Origin of the sequence: Rheinheimera sp. (genome assembly GCF_037442345.1) — a bacterium.
Classification (GTDB): domain Bacteria; phylum Pseudomonadota; class Gammaproteobacteria; order Enterobacterales; family Alteromonadaceae; genus Pararheinheimera.
This window is the reverse complement of the sequence record NZ_JBBIQL010000010.1, coordinates 37,877-54,647: the sequence shown is the minus strand read 5'-3', so window position 1 is coordinate 54,647 and position 16,771 is coordinate 37,877. Positions and strand designations below refer to the sequence as shown.

19 protein-coding genes and 1 riboswitch are annotated in these 16,771 nt (G+C 54.8%); all 19 genes read left to right on the top strand.

What is annotated here, in order from left to right:
* The first annotated feature begins 1 nt into the window (after position 1).
* The 19 genes from flgL (at position 2) to flhA (ending at position 16,308) form a co-directional block, all read left to right on the top strand.
* Entirely contained in the window at positions 2-898 is an 897-nt protein-coding gene (gene flgL / locus WKJ04_RS07575; protein ID WP_337879872.1) for a flagellar hook-associated protein FlgL, read from the top strand.
* A gap of 9 nt (positions 899-907) precedes the next feature.
* The gene (locus WKJ04_RS07570) at positions 908-1,906 is read left to right on the top strand and encodes a hypothetical protein (protein ID WP_337879871.1); all 999 of its coding nucleotides are present in this window, start codon (positions 908-910) and stop codon (positions 1,904-1,906) included.
* 219 nt (positions 1,907-2,125) lie between these two features.
* A complete protein-coding gene (locus tag WKJ04_RS07565) occupies positions 2,126-2,965 on the top strand; it encodes a flagellin (RefSeq protein WP_337842394.1) in 840 nt (279 codons plus the stop codon).
* A gap of 90 nt (positions 2,966-3,055) precedes the next feature.
* Positions 3,056-4,345 (top strand): flagellar filament capping protein FliD, encoded by a 1,290-nt coding sequence (gene fliD, locus WKJ04_RS07560; RefSeq protein ID WP_337879870.1) that lies wholly within the window; start codon positions 3,056-3,058, stop codon positions 4,343-4,345.
* A 10-nt stretch (positions 4,346-4,355) separates the two neighbouring features.
* The gene (fliS, locus tag WKJ04_RS07555; protein WP_337879869.1) at positions 4,356-4,748 is read left to right on the top strand and encodes a flagellar export chaperone FliS; all 393 of its coding nucleotides are present in this window, start codon (positions 4,356-4,358) and stop codon (positions 4,746-4,748) included.
* A gap of 169 nt (positions 4,749-4,917) precedes the next feature.
* Positions 4,918-5,244, top strand: coding sequence for a hypothetical protein (locus tag WKJ04_RS07550; RefSeq protein ID WP_337879868.1), 327 nt, complete (start codon positions 4,918-4,920; stop codon positions 5,242-5,244).
* The gene (locus WKJ04_RS07545; protein ID WP_337879867.1) at positions 5,241-6,620 is read left to right on the top strand and encodes a flagellar hook-length control protein FliK; all 1,380 of its coding nucleotides are present in this window, start codon (positions 5,241-5,243) and stop codon (positions 6,618-6,620) included. Before WKJ04_RS07550 ends, WKJ04_RS07545 begins: the two co-directional genes overlap by 4 nt.
* Positions 6,621-6,634: 14 nt before the next feature.
* The gene (locus tag WKJ04_RS07540) at positions 6,635-7,066 is read left to right on the top strand and encodes a flagellar basal body-associated FliL family protein (RefSeq protein WP_337879866.1); all 432 of its coding nucleotides are present in this window, start codon (positions 6,635-6,637) and stop codon (positions 7,064-7,066) included.
* A gap of 9 nt (positions 7,067-7,075) precedes the next feature.
* Positions 7,076-7,798: a FliA/WhiG family RNA polymerase sigma factor gene (locus WKJ04_RS07535; protein WP_337842388.1), complete on the top strand. Its 723-nt coding sequence runs from the start codon at positions 7,076-7,078 to the stop codon at positions 7,796-7,798.
* A 15-nt stretch (positions 7,799-7,813) separates the two neighbouring features.
* Complete coding sequence (motA, locus tag WKJ04_RS07530) at positions 7,814-8,671, top strand: flagellar motor stator protein MotA (RefSeq protein ID WP_337879865.1); 858 nt, start codon at positions 7,814-7,816, stop codon at positions 8,669-8,671.
* On the top strand, positions 8,671-9,660 hold the full coding sequence (locus tag WKJ04_RS07525) for a flagellar motor protein MotB (RefSeq protein ID WP_337879864.1): 990 nt from the start codon (positions 8,671-8,673) through the stop codon (positions 9,658-9,660). Before motA ends, WKJ04_RS07525 begins: the two co-directional genes overlap by 1 nt.
* Before the next feature lies 1 nt (position 9,661).
* Entirely contained in the window at positions 9,662-10,078 is a 417-nt protein-coding gene (locus WKJ04_RS07520; protein WP_337879863.1) for a hypothetical protein, read from the top strand.
* An 8-nt stretch (positions 10,079-10,086) separates the two neighbouring features.
* Positions 10,087-10,962, top strand: coding sequence for a hypothetical protein (locus WKJ04_RS07515; RefSeq protein ID WP_337879862.1), 876 nt, complete (start codon positions 10,087-10,089; stop codon positions 10,960-10,962).
* Positions 10,959-11,315, top strand: coding sequence for a FliM/FliN family flagellar motor switch protein (locus WKJ04_RS07510; protein WP_337842383.1), 357 nt, complete (start codon positions 10,959-10,961; stop codon positions 11,313-11,315). The genes WKJ04_RS07515 and WKJ04_RS07510 overlap by 4 nt, the downstream gene beginning before the upstream one ends.
* The gene (fliP, locus tag WKJ04_RS07505; protein WP_337879861.1) at positions 11,308-12,045 is read left to right on the top strand and encodes a flagellar type III secretion system pore protein FliP; all 738 of its coding nucleotides are present in this window, start codon (positions 11,308-11,310) and stop codon (positions 12,043-12,045) included. The genes WKJ04_RS07510 and fliP overlap by 8 nt, the downstream gene beginning before the upstream one ends.
* Positions 12,042-12,311: a flagellar biosynthetic protein FliQ gene (locus WKJ04_RS07500; RefSeq protein WP_337879860.1), complete on the top strand. Its 270-nt coding sequence runs from the start codon at positions 12,042-12,044 to the stop codon at positions 12,309-12,311. Before fliP ends, WKJ04_RS07500 begins: the two co-directional genes overlap by 4 nt.
* Entirely contained in the window at positions 12,308-13,084 is a 777-nt protein-coding gene (fliR, locus tag WKJ04_RS07495; RefSeq protein ID WP_337879859.1) for a flagellar biosynthetic protein FliR, read from the top strand. The genes WKJ04_RS07500 and fliR overlap by 4 nt, the downstream gene beginning before the upstream one ends.
* 3 nt (positions 13,085-13,087) lie before the next feature.
* Positions 13,088-14,224: a flagellar biosynthesis protein FlhB gene (flhB, locus tag WKJ04_RS07490; RefSeq protein ID WP_337879858.1), complete on the top strand. Its 1,137-nt coding sequence runs from the start codon at positions 13,088-13,090 to the stop codon at positions 14,222-14,224.
* A 2-nt stretch (positions 14,225-14,226) separates the two neighbouring features.
* Positions 14,227-16,308: a flagellar biosynthesis protein FlhA gene (flhA, locus tag WKJ04_RS07485; RefSeq protein WP_337879857.1), complete on the top strand. Its 2,082-nt coding sequence runs from the start codon at positions 14,227-14,229 to the stop codon at positions 16,306-16,308.
* A 320-nt stretch (positions 16,309-16,628) separates the two neighbouring features.
* Positions 16,629-16,713: riboswitch (cyclic di-GMP riboswitch) on the top strand.
* Positions 16,714-16,771: the final 58 nt, after the last annotated feature.

The following is a 16,771-nucleotide window of genomic DNA, read 5'->3' as shown; positions in this document are numbered from 1 at the left end:
GATGCGTGTCAGTTCCGATCAGTTTTACCAGACCGCCATTCGCAATATTCAGATCAGCAGTGACAGATACAGCAAACTGTCGGTGCAAATGGCAACCAATGAACGTATTACCAAACCCTCTGACGACCCGCTGGGCAGTGTGCTGACCTTGCGGCTGAACTCCGAGCTGACCACGCTGGAGCAGTACGGCAAAAACATGCAGCAGGCCACTTACAGCCTGAGCCAGCAGGAAACCCAGCTGTCCAGTATCAACAACCTGCTGTTGTCGGTGCAGTCACTGGTCACGGCGGCCGCCGACGGTTCCTATGGCACAGACGAATTGCAGGCGATGGCCAACGAGCTGAATGTATTACTGCCCGGTATAGTGGATTTACTGAATGCCCGCGACGGCGAAGGCAAGTACCTGTTTGCCGGCAGCGAAATTGATCAGCAACCTTTTGTCAAAGATGCCTCGGGCCAATACATTTATCAGGGCGATGGCCAGGTACGCAAAGTAGCCGTGTCTGCCGAAACCCTGGTCAGTGCCAATATTACCGGTGCACAGTTAGCGCCTGGTGCCGCCTTTATCAATGAGTTGCAGGACTATATAACCTTGTTGCAGGCTCCGCCAGCCACGGGTGCCGGCACTGAATCGCGCCAGATGCTGGATGAACTGGAAGCAATGCTGGGCCGGACCACGGCTGCACTGACACAGATTGGCGGTACTGTCAGTTCGTTGGACGAGCTGAAAAATACCAATGTGGATATTGCCCAGTTCACCGAAACCCTGCGTGACGATATCAATGCGGTGCATTACCCCTCGGCTTATATCGATATGAACAATGCGCTGGCCTCCTATGAGTCCACACTGAAAGTGTACAGCTCGGTGTCACAGCTGAGCCTGTTCAGTCTGCTCTGAGGCTGACCCATGCTGATTGAACGCCTCAAATCCGGCCAGACCCAGCAGGTCCAGCGCGCAGAGAACAAAGCAGCAGCGGCGGTTTCAGCGCAGGCTGGCAGCCCGACGCAGGCGGGCTCAGTGGTGCAGCGTCAGCTGAGCACACTGAGTCAATGGAGTGTCAAGGCGGATGTGGCGCAACAACTGGCCAAAAACCAGCAGGCCGAGCAGCAACTGCGCCAGCTGTATCAGCAGCTGGAACAACTGCGGCGTCAGCTGGACCAACCGCAAAGCTCAGGCCAAAAGCAGCAACTGAGCCAGCAGCTGCAACAACTGGAACAGCAGCTGAAACAGAAAAACTCGGCGTTGACGCCAGAGCTGCAGCTGGCTTCGGCGCCACAAGAGCAGAAGCAGTGGCAACTGCACCCGAAAATCGATTTATTAAGCCCAAGGCCAGTGGCGGAAAACGTCAAAGTGCAACTGAGCAATGGCCAGCTGTTGCAGCTGAATTTTGCCGCCGGTCAGTCGGCCGACAGCAGCCTGCAGCAAATCCGGCAGGTGTTTGCCGAAGCTGGCATTGAGGTGAAAGCTCAGGGCCAGGCGTTGATTTTCAGCAGCCAGAAACAACCGGCTTTGCTGCAGCAGGCCTGGCAGGTGCAGGGCGAAGGCATACGGCTGGCCGCCGGAAACCCTATTCAGCTGAAACTGCAAAGTGCGAAAACCCCGTTGACTTTATTGGCTGACCAGGCCAGGCAACTGGACAATCAACAGGCTTATCAGGCTGAGCTGGCGCAGGTACAGCAAAAACTGCAGGCGTTGATGCGGCAGGTGCAGGCCGAGCGGCAGTTATTGCTGAATAAGCTCAATGCACTGCAGCAGGCTGGTGAATCGATGCAGGCAGAACAGGCAGTTCAGGTCAGTACTGAACTGAAACTGCAAATGCAGGCTGGTGCTGCGGCCACAGTCCCGGCCATTTTATCGCAAGGCCAGATCACCCGTTCTTTAGTCGAATTTGCGCTGGCCGATTAGCCAGCGCCAGGTCGCCCCCCTCTTCCTTGGAAGACGTCGTTCTATCCTGTTGTAGCTTCTGCCTCCTTCCCGGAGGCAGTTTTTTTGAGCAGGCTCTGTATTGGGCATGCTCGGCCCTGTGCCACCGGACAACCGCATAAAAAAGTTTAAAAAAAATTTCAGTTCCCTAATGTACCCGCCGCTTTTTACTTATGACCATAGTGCATAGGAGCAACCAACATGGCTTTATCAATTCAATCAAATGCAGCGGCTACAACTATCCGTAACCAGTTAAACCGTACTAACGACAGCCTGGGTGTAGCCCTGGAGCGTTTAGGCACAGGTTTCCGTATCAACTCAGCAAAAGATGACGCTGCCGGCTTACAAATTGCCAGCCGTCTGAGCGCTCAGCTGGTGGGTCAGGAAACCGCCATCAGCAACGCCAACAATGCGAACTCAATGATGCAGACTGCTGAGGGCGCGTTTGAAGAGATGACCAACATTGCTTATCGTATGAAAGAGCTGGCGACTCAGGGTGCCAACGGTACGAACTCAGCGACTGAATACACAGCTCTGGATTCTGAGTATCAGGCTCTTGCTGAAGAATTGACCAGCATCATGGACAACACATCTTTCGGTGCTGGCACTAATCTGCTTTCAGCAGCGGGCACTTTTGGTGCGGGCGCAGTGACTTTCCAGATTGGTGCAAGCTCAGCTGAAACTCTGGATGTAGATATCTCTACTGAATTAGGTAACGTCACTACCACTATCGGTACTATCGGCGACCTGACCAGTCAGGCTAACTCATCGACTGCAATCGATACGCTTGACACCTTATTGGACGATATTGGCGCAGCACGGTCTTCTCTGGGTGCTACCATGAACCGTCTGGATCACACCATCAATAACCTGTCTAACATGACTGAAAACACTGGTGCAGCGCGCGACCAGCTGATGGATGCGGACTTTGCCAAAGAAACGTCAAATATGACCAAACAACAGCTGTTGCTGAACTCAGGTATCTCTGTACTGAGCACAGCCAACACCACCACTCAGATGGTGAGCCAGCTGTTACGTTAACCGAGCCCGGAGAAAGGACTCTCCAACCCGTCCCCCAGTGGCCCGACGCGCTGGGGGCATTTTATTCAGAGATGGTCACGGAGTTAAGTTATGGCATTTTCCAGCATTGACCCGGCGACGCTGGCGTCACAATACACCCAGATTGAACGGGCCAGCAAAGACGAAGTGCTGAAAGCACAACAGACCCGCTTTACCGGTTTGCTGAATTCATACACCAAGCTGCAAACCAGCCTGACCAGTCTGAATGATTTATTCACCAGTTTTGTTAAAGACAAAGAGCTGCTGAGCAATAGCGGCACTGTCAGCGACGAAACCGCCATTAAAATGACCGTAGACGGCAACGCCGCTGCGGGTAGCTACGAAATTTTTGTTGAAAAGCTGGCGCAACAGCATCAGTTATCTTTAGCCTTTGGCAGTACCGAGACGTTGCCCACCGACGGTCAGTTTGAGCTGACAGTGGCAGGGGAAAGTTTTGCGGTGGACCTGTCTGCCTTACCCGCCGGCGCCAAACTCAGTGATTTGGCCACCGCCATTAATAAAGCGGCTGATAACAGCGGTGTGCTGGCGACAGTGATGCGCAGCAATGGCCAGGCCTATCTGGTGCTGACCAGCGAAGACAGTGGCGCGGCAAACACCATCAGTATGAATTTTGTGCCGGGCGCCGACAGCTCGGGTGCAGATATCGCTGGAGCCGTGGCTGGGGCGACCACCTTAAAATCGGCGCAGGACGCTGTATTCCGTATTGGGTCAGATAATGCCATCAGCCTGACCTCCGCCAGCAATACCCTGGAAAATGTGATCAGCGGAGTCACCATTGAGCTGAAAAAAGCCCAACAGGCTGGTGACACCCCACTGCAAATCAGCATCGCGCAGGACAGCACCGCGGTGCAGGAAAAATTGCAGAAGTTTGTCGACAGCTACAACAGCCTGATCAAACAAATCAATTCAGACAGCTCATTGAAATCTGACAGTATGGCGCGCAGCATCAGCAATCAGATGCGCAGCAGCTTTCAGCAAATGTTTCAGGGCAAGACGTTAACCAGCATAGGGCTGGAGTTTGACCGCAATGGTGTACTGAAACTGGACAGTGAAAAGTTCAACGAAGCACTGGAGCAGGACCCCTTGCAACTGGAGCAAATGCTGGTGGCTGAGGACGGGCTGTTCGGTCAGATGCAAACCCGGCTGGAGCCCTACACCAAAAGGGCTGGTTTGCTCACCAGCAAACAACAAAGTATTCAGAGTAGCATCGACTTAGTCACCACCCGGCAAAAGCGCCATGACTATTCCATGGAGCAGGTGTACCAGCGTTATGTGGCACAGTTTACCCAAATGCAGGTGACTATTGCTCAGCTGGAAAGTTCGATGTCACAGTTTGGTTAACGGAGTTTTTATGATTGATTTTGCTGCAGGCTATCAGGCCTACCAACACACCAGCGTCAATGTCAAAGCATCAGGCGCTGATATTCACAGCCTGGTCGGCATGTTATTCGATGGTTTCCTTGATGAGCTGGCCCGCACCGAGGGCCACATTCAGGCCAAACGCCACGACAAAAAAGCCGCCAGTGTGGAAAAACTGCTGAAGATTTTAGGTGGGCTGGATGCATCCCTCGATCAGGACAAAGGTGGGGAAGTTGCCGTCAATATGCATAACCTGTATCAGTTTTGTGGTCAGGCCTTACTGCGTGCCAGTTTACGCGACAGCCTGACGGAACTGGCCGATGTCCGCACTGTGATGACGGACCTGCATCAGGGCTGGCAGGCGCTGTTGCAACACAGAGCCTGACCCTTGTCACAGCGCGCGGAACCCTGCAGTGGCTCTGGTTCCGCCTGGCGGAAGTAATGCTTCCGCTTTCTTCGTTAATCACCATTATACCCAATATAAATCAGTAACTTAACTATTGGCTCGCTTTTTGCTGAACTGTAGCTGAATACAGTTTAGTGGGAAGCCTTCCATGCCGGTACAGCTCGCAAAATCAGAACCTGTTTTGGTGCAGACTCAGCACCTGTTGTTGCAGTTGCATCAGGCTGTAGTGCATGGCAAATGGCTGCAGGTGCAGGCGCTGGACCGTCAGATCCTGCCATTGGTGCAACAATTGAAGGCGCAGCCAAATGCCGCCAGCCTGAAGGTTGAACTGCAACTGCTGACTCAACGGTACCTGCAACTGATCCAACTGGCGAAAAAGCAGCAACAGCTGCTGGAGCTCAAGATGATGCAGTTTCAGCAGAACAAAGCCGGTGTGCTGGCCTATCGTCAGACCACAGACGGGACAGAATCATGAATCTGTTGGCAGTGAATCCGGTATCAACGGCATCTTCAGCCCAGCCTGTTGTGGTGCAGCCAGCCAACGAGGTGCCCACAGAACAGCACTGGCCTGAGGGGGGGGAGCCGGACTGGACAGAGCAGGAGCCAGAGGCCCAGGCACCCGCAAGCCTGCCGGAGCTGCCACTGACTGTGCCAGAGCCGGAAACCGCTTTACCTTCAGTGTTAAATCCCATTCTGGAACTGCTGCTGGCTGCGACCCGTCAGCCAGCCACTCTGTTGACAGAGCCTGCATTAAAGGCCCCAGACGCCGGTGCTGAGCACCCCGTCTCAGCGGTCAGCCTGCCGCCGTTGCCTGTTGGGGGCAGTGCCGCTCCGTCTGCAAAAAGCGGGTTCGTCTCTGGCCCAGTCACTGATGTTCTGTCTGCCAGAACGGCAACAATCCAGGTCGCCGGGTCCGTGCCGACAGAGACAGCCGTCCTGCCAACGGCTGCTGTGGCAGCGTCCGCATGGCCTGACGTGCAGCGGCCTGCTCCGGTGAATACCAGCAGCGTTTCGATGGTCACAGTGGCTGCCGAGGCCGGGCTGCAGGCTGTCGTCTCGCGGGTTGACTCAGTTCCTGTATTGCCTGCAGCCGCGCAGGTTGTAACAACAGCTGCGTCTGCAGAGCTGTTGCAACGAATGACGCCGGTGCAGCTTGTGGCCCCGGCGACTGAACACCTCAGTCCGGCCAGTCCAAACCAAAGCCTTCCCCCTGTTGGCTCGGCCTCTCAATGGGTGGCCGCAGCTCAAGGGGTATTGTTCAGCCAGTCTCCGGCTTTTGCTGCCAAAACAGCGGCGGGGATGTCGCAACCTGTGCTGGTTTCCGCCGGGCTGACCCCGGAGGCGACTGAGCCGGCAGAATTCAGCACCGGTCAGTTGGTGCCGGCAAGGCTCAATACGGTACAGACGGATGCGGTCTGGCGCAGCGAGCCTTTGCTTGGCTCTCACCCTTCTCAACTGGGTCAGCGTCTGATGCACCTGCTGGCTGATAAAACCGAACTGCAATTTGGCCTGGGGCTGCAAAAAGCCACGATCCGGCTTGACCCGCCCAGCCTTGGAGCCGTCGAGCTCAGTATTGCCGTGGACGGTGACAAGGTTTCGGTGCAGTTGAACAGCAGCGTCAGTCAGACCCGCGAGCTGATGGCTCAGGGCCTGGATCAGCTGCGGTTGCAGTTGCAGCAAAAGTTAGGGGCGGACATTCAGCTGCAGTTACAGACAGGCGATGGTCAGTCAGGCCAGCGTCAGCGGCAATGGGGCTCAGACACTGAGATAGCGCAGAACCCGCACTGGGTGGATGCAGAACCACAAACTTCAGAGCAGCAGCCTTCCGGCTGGCTGAATCAACTGGTGTAAGGAAAAACAAGGACATGAATAAAGCAATCGTCGTTTTGCTGGCGTTGGTTGTAGCCGGAGCAGGAGCCGCCGGTTACTTCTGGTTGCAGTTGAACCAGAGCAGTACCCAAACCGAAGAAATCAGCGTCAAGCCGCTGTTTCATCCGATGGAAAAGTTTGTGATGAGTGTCAGCGGGGACCCGACGTCCAGATACCTGGTGTTGGAACTGACGCTGGTCAGCCACAAAGCCGACACCATTGCTGCGCTGAATGAAGCCACACCGCTGCTGCGTAATGCGCTGGTGGAACATTTCGCCCGGCAAAGCCACCTGGAAGTGAAGCTGGCCATGCAGCAAGTGGCGGAGGTTCAGTCTGAATTACTGGCCCGTTTTAACCAGACGTTGCTGGACAACAAATACGAACAGCAGCTGGATAAGGTGCTGATCACTAACATTTTTATTCAGTAGGACCGCATTATGCTGGCGGAAAATTTCTGGACTGAACCACAACTGGCTGCCGGGCCTGAACTGGCGGTGGCCAATGAAGGGCTGTGGCTGCAGAAATACAGTTATCTGGTAAAGCGTGCCGCTGGCCATTTGCGCTCCTTATTAGGGGCTGTGGTAGACAGCGACGACCTGCAGCAAATTGGCCTGATGGGGCTGCTGTCGGCGTTGCGCCGTTATGGCAAGGCGCCGGATGCTGCTTTTGAATCTTATGCCTTCAAACGGGTGCGCGGCTCCATGCTGGATGAGTTCCGCCGCGCTGACTGGCGGCCACGCCAGTTGCGGCAGCAGGCCCATCAGTTCCGCGATGCCAGCCGTGAGCTGACCCGCAAACTGGGCCGTTTGCCCAACCAGGAAGAACTGGCCTTGCATCTGCAGCTCAGCCCGCAGGAAGTTGCTGAGCTGCTGTATCTGAACCAGGCCGAATCGATGGAAAGTCTGGATCTGCTGCTCGAGCAGCAACAACACGCTGAACTGGGGGAAACCTCGTTGTCGGCACTGGAACTGAAGCTGTCACTGCAGCAGGCCATGGCGACCATGCCGGAGCGCAGCCGCTTGTTGTTACAGCTGTACTACAGCCATGAGCTGAATATGAAAGAAATTGCGCTGGTGCTGGACCTGACCGAAAGCCGGGTTTGCCAGCTGCATAAGCAGGCTATTGATTTACTGACAAAAAAACTGTCGCAGTGGGATTAACGCAGGACTGATGTGATGCAACGACTGATAGGTTTAGGTGTGGTGCTGCTGGCCGTGGTCGGTGGTTTTATGATGGCAGGCGGCAATGTGGCCATGTTATGGCAACCGGCTGAATTTGTGATTATTTTCGGCGCAGGCCTCGGCGCTTTGATTGTGGGCAACAGTGGGTCTGTGCTGAAGGAGTTAGGCCGCCAGCTGAAAGCCCAGTTTGTCCGCCAGCCGGATCAGGCGCAGCTGTATAAAGAGTTGTTGGTGCTGCTGTACCAGCTGCTGGAAACCATCCGCAGTAAAGGCTTTCGTGAACTGGAAGACCATGTGGAAAACCCGCAGACCAGCTCAATTTTTATCTCGTACCCGGCGGTGCTGGATAACCCGCAACTGCTGCAGTTTGTTTGTGACAATGTGCGGCTGATGGGGTTGGGAAAAATTAATGCCTATGACCTGGATATGCTGCTGGAGCAGGAAATTCAGACGCTGGAACAACAGCAGTTGAAGCCCGCTTCCGCCACGCACTCCATTGCAGAAGCCATGCCTGGCTTCGGCATTCTGGCTGCAGTGGGGGGCATTATTATTACCATGCAGCACCTGGACGGCCCCTTATCCAGCATTGGTTACCATGTGGCGGCTGCGCTGGTCGGTACCTTTATCGGTATTTTCGGCTGTTATTGCCTGCTGGAGCCGATGAGTTCAGCCATGGAAGCTTATGTACGCAAACACATCGCGCTGCTGGAGTGTGTGCGGGCTGTGCTGGTGTCTCATACCAAAGGCCATGTGGCGGTGGTGGCGACCGATTCTGGCCGCAAGCTGATAGCGGCTGAACTCAAACCTTCTTTCACTGAGATGGAAGACTGGATTAACAACAAGGCCGCCTGATGAACGCACAGACTCCTGTTTTAATGCGCCGTGCGGCCCGCACTGCTGCCGCCAAAAAAAGCAGCGGTGCCTGGAAAGTGGCTTTTGCTGATTTCACCCTGGCGATGATGGCGTTTTTTATGGTGCTGTGGATTTTGGAAGTCTCCACCTACAAAGAACGCACAGATGTGGCGTCCTATATGCGTACTCAGTCTATTCTGGGCGGTAACAGCCATCCCTTTGATGCGATGAACAGCCCTTATCCGGTGGACCTGGGCGGTAACCCGTCACCGGTTGAAATGGCGGTGTCTACCCATGAACCGCAACAAAGTTATGTGGCGGGTATGTCGGCTCATCTGCAGATCCCGGAAGGTAAACGTGAACCTTCCGCCGGTATGGGCGAAAAACTGAATTCACTGATCAGCGGCCAGTACGAATCGCCGCCGGATCTGAACCTGCTGGCAATGGCCTTTAAAGAGTTTGCCGAGCTGAACCAGGCCGAAGCCAACCTGGTCGTCGAGCAAATTCCTGCGGGTTTGCGGGTGATTTTACGCGACAGCGAGAACCGCCAGATGTTTCAGCGCGGTCAGGTGCAGATGAACCCTTATTTTGAAGATTTGCTGCTGAAGCTGGCACCGGTGTTTTCCCGGATCCAGAACAAATTGTTGTTATCCGGCCATACCGATGGTACGGCCTTTAACAGCAGCCAGTACAGCAACTGGGAATTGTCCGGTGACCGGGCTTTGCAGGCGCGGCAGGTACTGGCGGCCGGTGGCATGCCGGTGCAGCGGGTGGCTCAGGTGTCGGCATTTGCCGAAACCGTGTTACTGAACCCGGCGCAGCCAGGGGCCAGTGAAAACCGCCGCATAGAGATTCTGATCCTGACCAAAAAAGCCGAACAACAGTTGCTGGATTTATTCAGCAGTGAAAAACCGGGCAATGCGGTTGAGCAGGCGGCTGCAGGCGCAGATGCCAATCAGCCGGTTTTAAGAACAAGGTATCAGAACTGAGATGCCGTACCCCAGACAACAGCCGGGACGGCAATTTTACCGCTGGTACTTTTATGATCCGACTCAGCCGTTGGTGACCCAGACCAAAGGGGTGCCGGTGAAGCTCAAAAGTGCAGGCTGGTTTGGCGGTGAGATAGGTTCCGCTGTGGTGAAAGATATGAGTGGTGGCGGTGCCGGAGTGCTGGTGCCGCGAAAAGACAAAGTGCCGGGTAAGTTCTGGGTCTGTTATGACCGTAACACCCGGGTGAAAGCTGTCGTGAAGTACCGCCAGCAGGTGGACGACAAGCTGGAATTTCTCGGTCTGGCCTGGGTGAACGCTGATCCCCAACTGGTACTGAAGTTATTACGCAAATTAAGACGGCGGGCTTTTGTGATCCAACAACAGCCGGTTCGTCTGGTACAGAACACAACTGCATGAGTGGGCAGATGAAGAAGCAAAAAATTATGTCAAAACTGCAAAAAGCGGGCACCGCGCAGGTCAGTCCTTATGCGCTGACCCGGCAGCAGCGGCAGTATGAGCAGGCCAGTCAGCTGGCCCGCAGCCGGCTGACTGATACCGGCAAAGCACTGCAGGCCGAACTGGGCCGCATGTTAACAGACGTCGATTTTGAGCTGGACCTGAATATCTGCAACCCAACCGGGCTGGACAACTGGCTGTCGGAACAGTCTGTGCTGCTGGCTGAATTGCAACTGCCGCTGGAGCAGGAAAGCAGCTGTTATCTGGCCATTGATCATCAGGCTGTGCACAACATGGCGGATCTGTGTCTGGGGGGCCAACTGACAGCCCGCCACCAGATTGAAGAAAAGGTGGAGTTTTCCGCGTCGGAAACCCGCATTTGTTGCCGTTTGCTGCAAAAGCAGGCGCAGGCACTGATGCAGTTGTTGTTTAACCAGCATTTGCCGCTGTCGGCGCATTTGTTTAAACAACAGTTCCGGCCCGAACCATTTCAATGGCTGGTGCTGAAAGTGCGGTTAGTGCTGGCTGGCGAAGCCGTCAGCTGGCTGCTCTGGCTGCCGGTTGCGCTGTGGGCGAACGAACCTGAAGAGCACAAGGGCGCATCAGGCCCGGTGGCGCTGCTGGACTGGCGGCGTCTTCCGGTGCGGGGACGGGTGGAAATGGCCAGGCGGCAGGTGCGGGTTGAACAGCTGCAGGCCTGGTGTCAGGGCGAATTGCTGAGTGTGGAGCTGTTCAGTTCCATGCAGTTTCAGCTGGAACAGCAGGTGCTGTTTCACGGCAAGGTAGCGGAAGAAGCCGGTGCCTTGATGTTTCAAATTTCAGATTACGCAGAGAGTGGATCATGAGCAACGTACAAAGCGCTATGGATACCGGAATGAACGATATGGATATGCTGGATATGGGCGAGCTGTTTGGTGACGATCAGGCACAGGCCCCGGTTAAAAGCGGGCCTGGCATGGCCATGTTCCGTGACGTACCACTGACCGTGACTCTGGAAGTGGCCAGCACCGAAGTGACGTTAGGCGAACTCAGTGACGCCGAAGCCGGGGACGTATTGCCGCTGGACAAAGCCGTCGGTGAACCGCTGGATGTGAAAGTCAACGGCGTACTGTTTGCCAAAGCCGAAGTGGTGATGGTCAACGGCAAATACGGCCTGAAATTTGTGTCGACCCGTCGCGAGCAGAAAACCGATGCCTAAGTTTTTTCTGCTCCTGCTGTTGCTGGCCGGCAGTTTTGGCCTGAACGCTCAGGAGCTGACTTTGTTGTCGGTCACCGACACCAACTCAGGCCAGGATTACAGCGTCAAACTGCAGATTTTACTGCTGATGACCATGCTGAGCCTGATCCCCGGTATTGTGATGATGATGACGTCTTTTACCCGCATCATCATTGTGCTGGCCATTCTGCGTCAGGCGCTGGGTCTGGCGCAAAGCCCGCCCAACCGCATTCTGATTGGCATAGCGCTGATGCTGAGCCTGCTGATTATGAAGCCGGTCTGGCAGGATATTTATCAGAACGCCTTTAAGCCGTACCAGGCAGAACAATTGACGCTGGAGCAGGCCATTGGCCGGGCTGAACAGCCGGTGCGGCAATTTATGCTGGCGCAAATTCGTGAAAACGAGTTGCAGCAGGTGCTGAAAATAGCCAAAGAGCCGACCACCATGGCCGCAGCGGACCTGAGCTTTGATGTGCTGTTGCCTGCTTTTGTGCTGAGCGAACTGACCACTGCCTTCCAGATAGGTTTTATGCTGTTTATCCCCTTTTTGATTATCGACCTGGTGGTGGCCAGTGTGCTGATGTCGATGGGTATGATGATGTTGTCACCGCTGATTATCAGCCTGCCGTTTAAGCTGATGATTTTTGTGCTGGCCGATGGCTGGTCCATGATCGCTGGCACGCTGGCCGCCAGTTTCGGAGCTGCACCATGACGCCGGAAATGGCAACGGATCTGGTCAGCAGAGCCATTTTCAGCATTATCGAAATTTTGCTGGTGTTGATCGTGCCCGGTCTGTTACTCGGCATTGTGGTGGCTATTTTCCAGGCAGCGACCTCGATTCAGGAGCAAACCCTGACCTTCCTGCCGCGTATGTTGCTGACCCTGCTGATGGTGGTGTTTGCTGGTAACTGGCTGGTGCAGAAACTCATCGACTGGTTCGCCGACCTGAGCCAGATGATCCCGGGGATGTTGGGATGAGCCCGCTGCTGAACTTAACCATCGACCAACTGATGGTCTGGTTTGGTTCGCTGTGGTGGCCCTTTGTCCGCCTGGCTGCTTTTTTATGGGCCATGCCGCTGTTTGATAACCCGGCCGTGACACCGCGCAGCCGGATCTTACTGGCGCTGGCGTTGGCCTTTTTGCTGGCCCCGGCTATTGAGGTCAAAGCGATAGACCCTTTTTCCATCGACGGGGTGCTGGTGACGCTGGAACAGGTGATTTTTGCGGTGCTGATGGCTGCCGCAGTGCGTATGTTGTTTGAAGTGCTGGCGCTGGTGGGTCTGGTGATTTCCATGCAGATGGGCTTGTCGATGGCAATGATGATGGATCCGGCCAGTGGCGACCAGGTGTCCCTGCTCAGCCAGTTGTTCTGGATCATGACCGCCTTGTTGTTTCTGGCTCTGAATGGCCATCTGGTGGCGCTGCAGGTGCTGGTCGACAGCTTCAGCCTCTGGCCTGTCGGTGACAGCCTGTATCAGGTGAATATTCAGTCTTTGCTGGGGTTGGTCAGCTGGATGTTTGCCTCGGCGCTGCTGGTGGCGCTGCCCGCCATTATTGCCATGCTGCTGGTGAACCTGACCTTTGGTATAGCCAGCCGCTCGGCTCCCAGCCTGAATCTGTTTGTATTGGGCTTTCCCATGACCCTGCTGCTGGGCTTTGTCTGTGTCTTTCTGACCCTGAACCAGATGGGCCAGTATTTTGCCGTGATGGCTGAACATGTGCTCAGCACCCTGTTGCTGGCGTTAAGGTAAAGCATGGCCGAACAAAGCAGTCAGCAAAAAACCGAACAACCCACAGAGCAGCGGCTGAAAAAAGGCCGCCGTCAGGGCCAGGTGGCACGTTCCAAAGAGCTGAATACGGCCATGTCGCTGTTGATTGGTGCTGCTGCCTTATTGTGGTTTGCCGGCAGTTTTATGGAGTTGTTTACCCAGTTGATGGAGCAGAGCTGGCGGCTGGATAAAAACAGCCTGAAACAGCCGGATCTGATGACCAGCAGCATCGGCGCCGCTTTGCTTGGCATGTTAGCTGCCAGCCTGCCATTTTTGCTGACCTTGTTTGTGGTCAGCTGGATAGCGGGTGTGTTGCCCGGTGGTTTTATTTATTCAGCCGAGCTGTTAGGACCGAAATTTAACAAGCTCAACCCAATCAAAGGTTTGGGCCGGATGTTCGGGATGGACAGCTGGATTGAACTGGTGAAATCCATTCTGAAGGTCAGCTTATTAGGCGGCTGTTTATGGGGTTTGCTGAATCATCTGGTCGACAGACTGCTGCACCTGCAACGGATGGATTTAGTGCTGGCAAGCAAAGATGGGCTGGAGCTGTTGTCCTTCAGCCTGATGGTGCTGGCGCTGGCACTTTGCCTGGTGGCGGTCATCGATGTGCCTTACCAGCAGTTTAAAGTCAGCAAAGAGCTGAAAATGACCAAGCAGGAACTGAAGGAAGAGCGCAAGTCCACCGATGGTAACCCGGAAATCAAAGGCCGGATCCGGCAAATTCAGTACCAGCAGGCCAACCGGCGTTTGGGTGAACGGGTGCCAACCGCCGATGTGATTATTACCAACCCAACGCATTTTGCGGTGGCGCTGAAGTACTCAGAAAGCAAAGCCAAAGCCCCTTATGTGGTGGCCAAAGGGGTGGATGAAATGGCGCTGCGTATCCGGGAGCTGGCCAAACAACATCAGCTGGAAGTGCTGGAACTGCCGCCGCTGGCCAGGGCCATCTATTTTTCGACACGGGTCGACCAGGAAGTGCCCAAAGCGCTGTATACCGCGGTGGCTTATGTACTGCATTACGTGATGCAACTGAAAGCTTTTAAACAAGGCCGGGGTCAGGCGCCGGCCCCATTGCCCGATTTATTTATTCCGTCCAGCCTGCAAAAGGCCAATGAGTGAGGATGTCCATTGTGAACTGGCGAATGTTAACTCAACCCTATACCGCAATTCCGGTGCTGCTGCTGGCCATCCTGGCCATGGTGGTGCTGCCGCTGCCCGCCTGGCTGCTCGATGTGCTGTTTACCTTCAACATCGTACTGGCCATTATTGTGTTGCTGGTGGCGGTCTCGACCAAAAAGCCATTGGATTTTTCGGTATTTCCCACTGTGCTGCTGGTGGCGACCCTGATGCGGCTGACATTGAACGTGGCCTCCACCCGGGTGGTGTTATTACACGGTCATGAAGGCACAGATGTGGCTGGCCGGGTGGTGCAGGCCTTTGGCGAAGTGGTGATTGGCGGCAATTATGTGGTCGGTATGGTGGTGTTCGTTATTCTGATGATCATTAACTTTGTGGTCATTACCAAAGGTGGCGAGCGGATCTCCGAAGTGTCGGCCCGTTTTACCCTGGACGCCATGCCGGGTAAACAAATGGCCATTGATGCCGACCTGAACGCAGGTTTGATAGGCCCGGAGCAGGCCAAAGAGCGGCGGGCCCAGATTGCCAGCGAAGCCGATTTTTACGGTTCGATGGACGGTGCGGCCAAGTTTGTCCGTGGGGACGCTATTGCCGGTCTGATTATTCTGGTGATCAACCTGCTGGGCGGGGTGGCCATTGGTGTCTTTATGCACGGCCTGGGGCTGGGTGAATCCTTCCAGCGGTTTGCGCTGTTGACCATAGGTGATGGTCTGGTGGCGCAAATTCCGTCACTGCTGATGTCGGTGGCTGCTGCCATTATTGTGACCCGGATGAATGACGAAGGCGAAATGTCGGACGAAGTGGGCCGGCAGTTGCTGGCCTCGCCCCGGGTGTTGCTGACCGCCGGTTTTATTATGACGGTGCTGGGCATAGTGCCCGGTATGCCAACCGCAGCTTTCCTGACCTTTGCCGCGCCTTTGTTTTTCGCCGCCTGGCGCTTGCAACAACAGCAGCAGGGCCGCAGTTACACCGAAGTCGAAGCGCTGACCGAAAAGATCAGTCAGGAAGCGGTCAGCCTGAGCTGGGACGATATTCCGCATACCGATCGTTTGTCGGTGGAACTGGGTTTCCGGTTGGTGTATCTGGCTGACAAAACCCAGGGAGAACCCTTATTGCAAAGTTTACGTGGGGTGCGCAAAACCCTGTCGGAACTGTGTGGATTTTTGTTACCGGAAGTGCGGGTGCGCGACAGTCTGAAACTGAATCCGCAGGAGTACCGCATTAGGCTCGGTGGTGTGATGGTTGGTTCTGGCCGCTTGCAGGCCAATAAACTGCTGGCACTGAATACGGGGGATATCTACGGCCAGATGGATGGCGAGGTGACCACCGATCCTGCTTATGGTCTGGAAGCGGTCTGGATTGACGCTGAGCAGAAATCCAAAGCATTGAACCTGGGCTATTCGGTGGTGGATGCGGCCACAGTAGTGGCAACCCATGTTGGCAAAGTGGTGAAGGAGCAACTGGCTGAGCTGTTTATTTTTGAAGACGTGAAGCAGTTTCATAAACGGCTGGCGCAGGTGGCGCCCACACTGGCCGAAGCGCTGGAAAAAGCCTTGTTGCCCAACCTGCAGTTAAAAGTGCTGCGCCTGTTGCTCAAAGAGCAGGTCAGTCTGGCCGATGTGGTCACCATTGCTACGGCGCTGGTTGACAGCGCTGAGGTGACTAAAGACCCGATTTTGTTGGTGTCGGATGTGCGGTGTGCGCTCAAGGCCATGCTGGTGCAGCAGGTCCTGGGGGAGCGGGAAGAGCTGGCAGTCTACAGCCTGGATGACAAGCTGGAGCAGACCTTACAAAGCGCGCTGAATCAGGCGATGCAGGCCGGCAAAGTCAGCCTGGATTCGTTCCCGGTGGCACCGAATCTGCTCAGTCAGTTCCAGCGCCTGATGCCACAAATCCGTGAGCAAATGCAGCGCCTGGGTTATCACCCTGTATTGGTGGTGCTGCCTCAGTTAAGGCCACTGCTGGCCCGGTATGCGCTGAGTTTTACTCAGGGGAATCTGGTGGTGCTCTCTTACAACGAAGTGCCGGATCAGGTGCGGGTCAATGTGATTGGAACCCTGGGGTAACGGATAAATGACTTTGCAATAGCAGGATCTGCGCTCGTCGAGCCGATCACGGTTTCTGTCGCAAATTTAACCAGTTTTCGCCTTGGTCGAATCTGTTTCAACTAAACGTCATGTTAGTATGGTATTTAGTGTTTATGACATTGAATTTATGTGTTTTTTAGTGTCATTTATGAATAGTAAGCAGGTGGTTTGGGTAAATTTTAGTCATTTAACTGATTGAATTTACAAAAATAAAACTTATGGCCTGTTTTTTTTTGCGGAATTTATTTATGTTAAGCAAAGGTTCAGTGTAAATCTGGGCCGCAAGCGTAAAAAGCTTAGAAATTAAAAGGCAAACTGGTCGAAAGGTCAGGACGCAAAGCCTCCGGTCTAAGGGCAATAGCCTAAGATAGCGGGGTTGCATTAGCAAGCGGTCACCCTGCAGGTGTCCCCTCTGTGTTGCCGTCAGGCAAGGCAAAGTGGC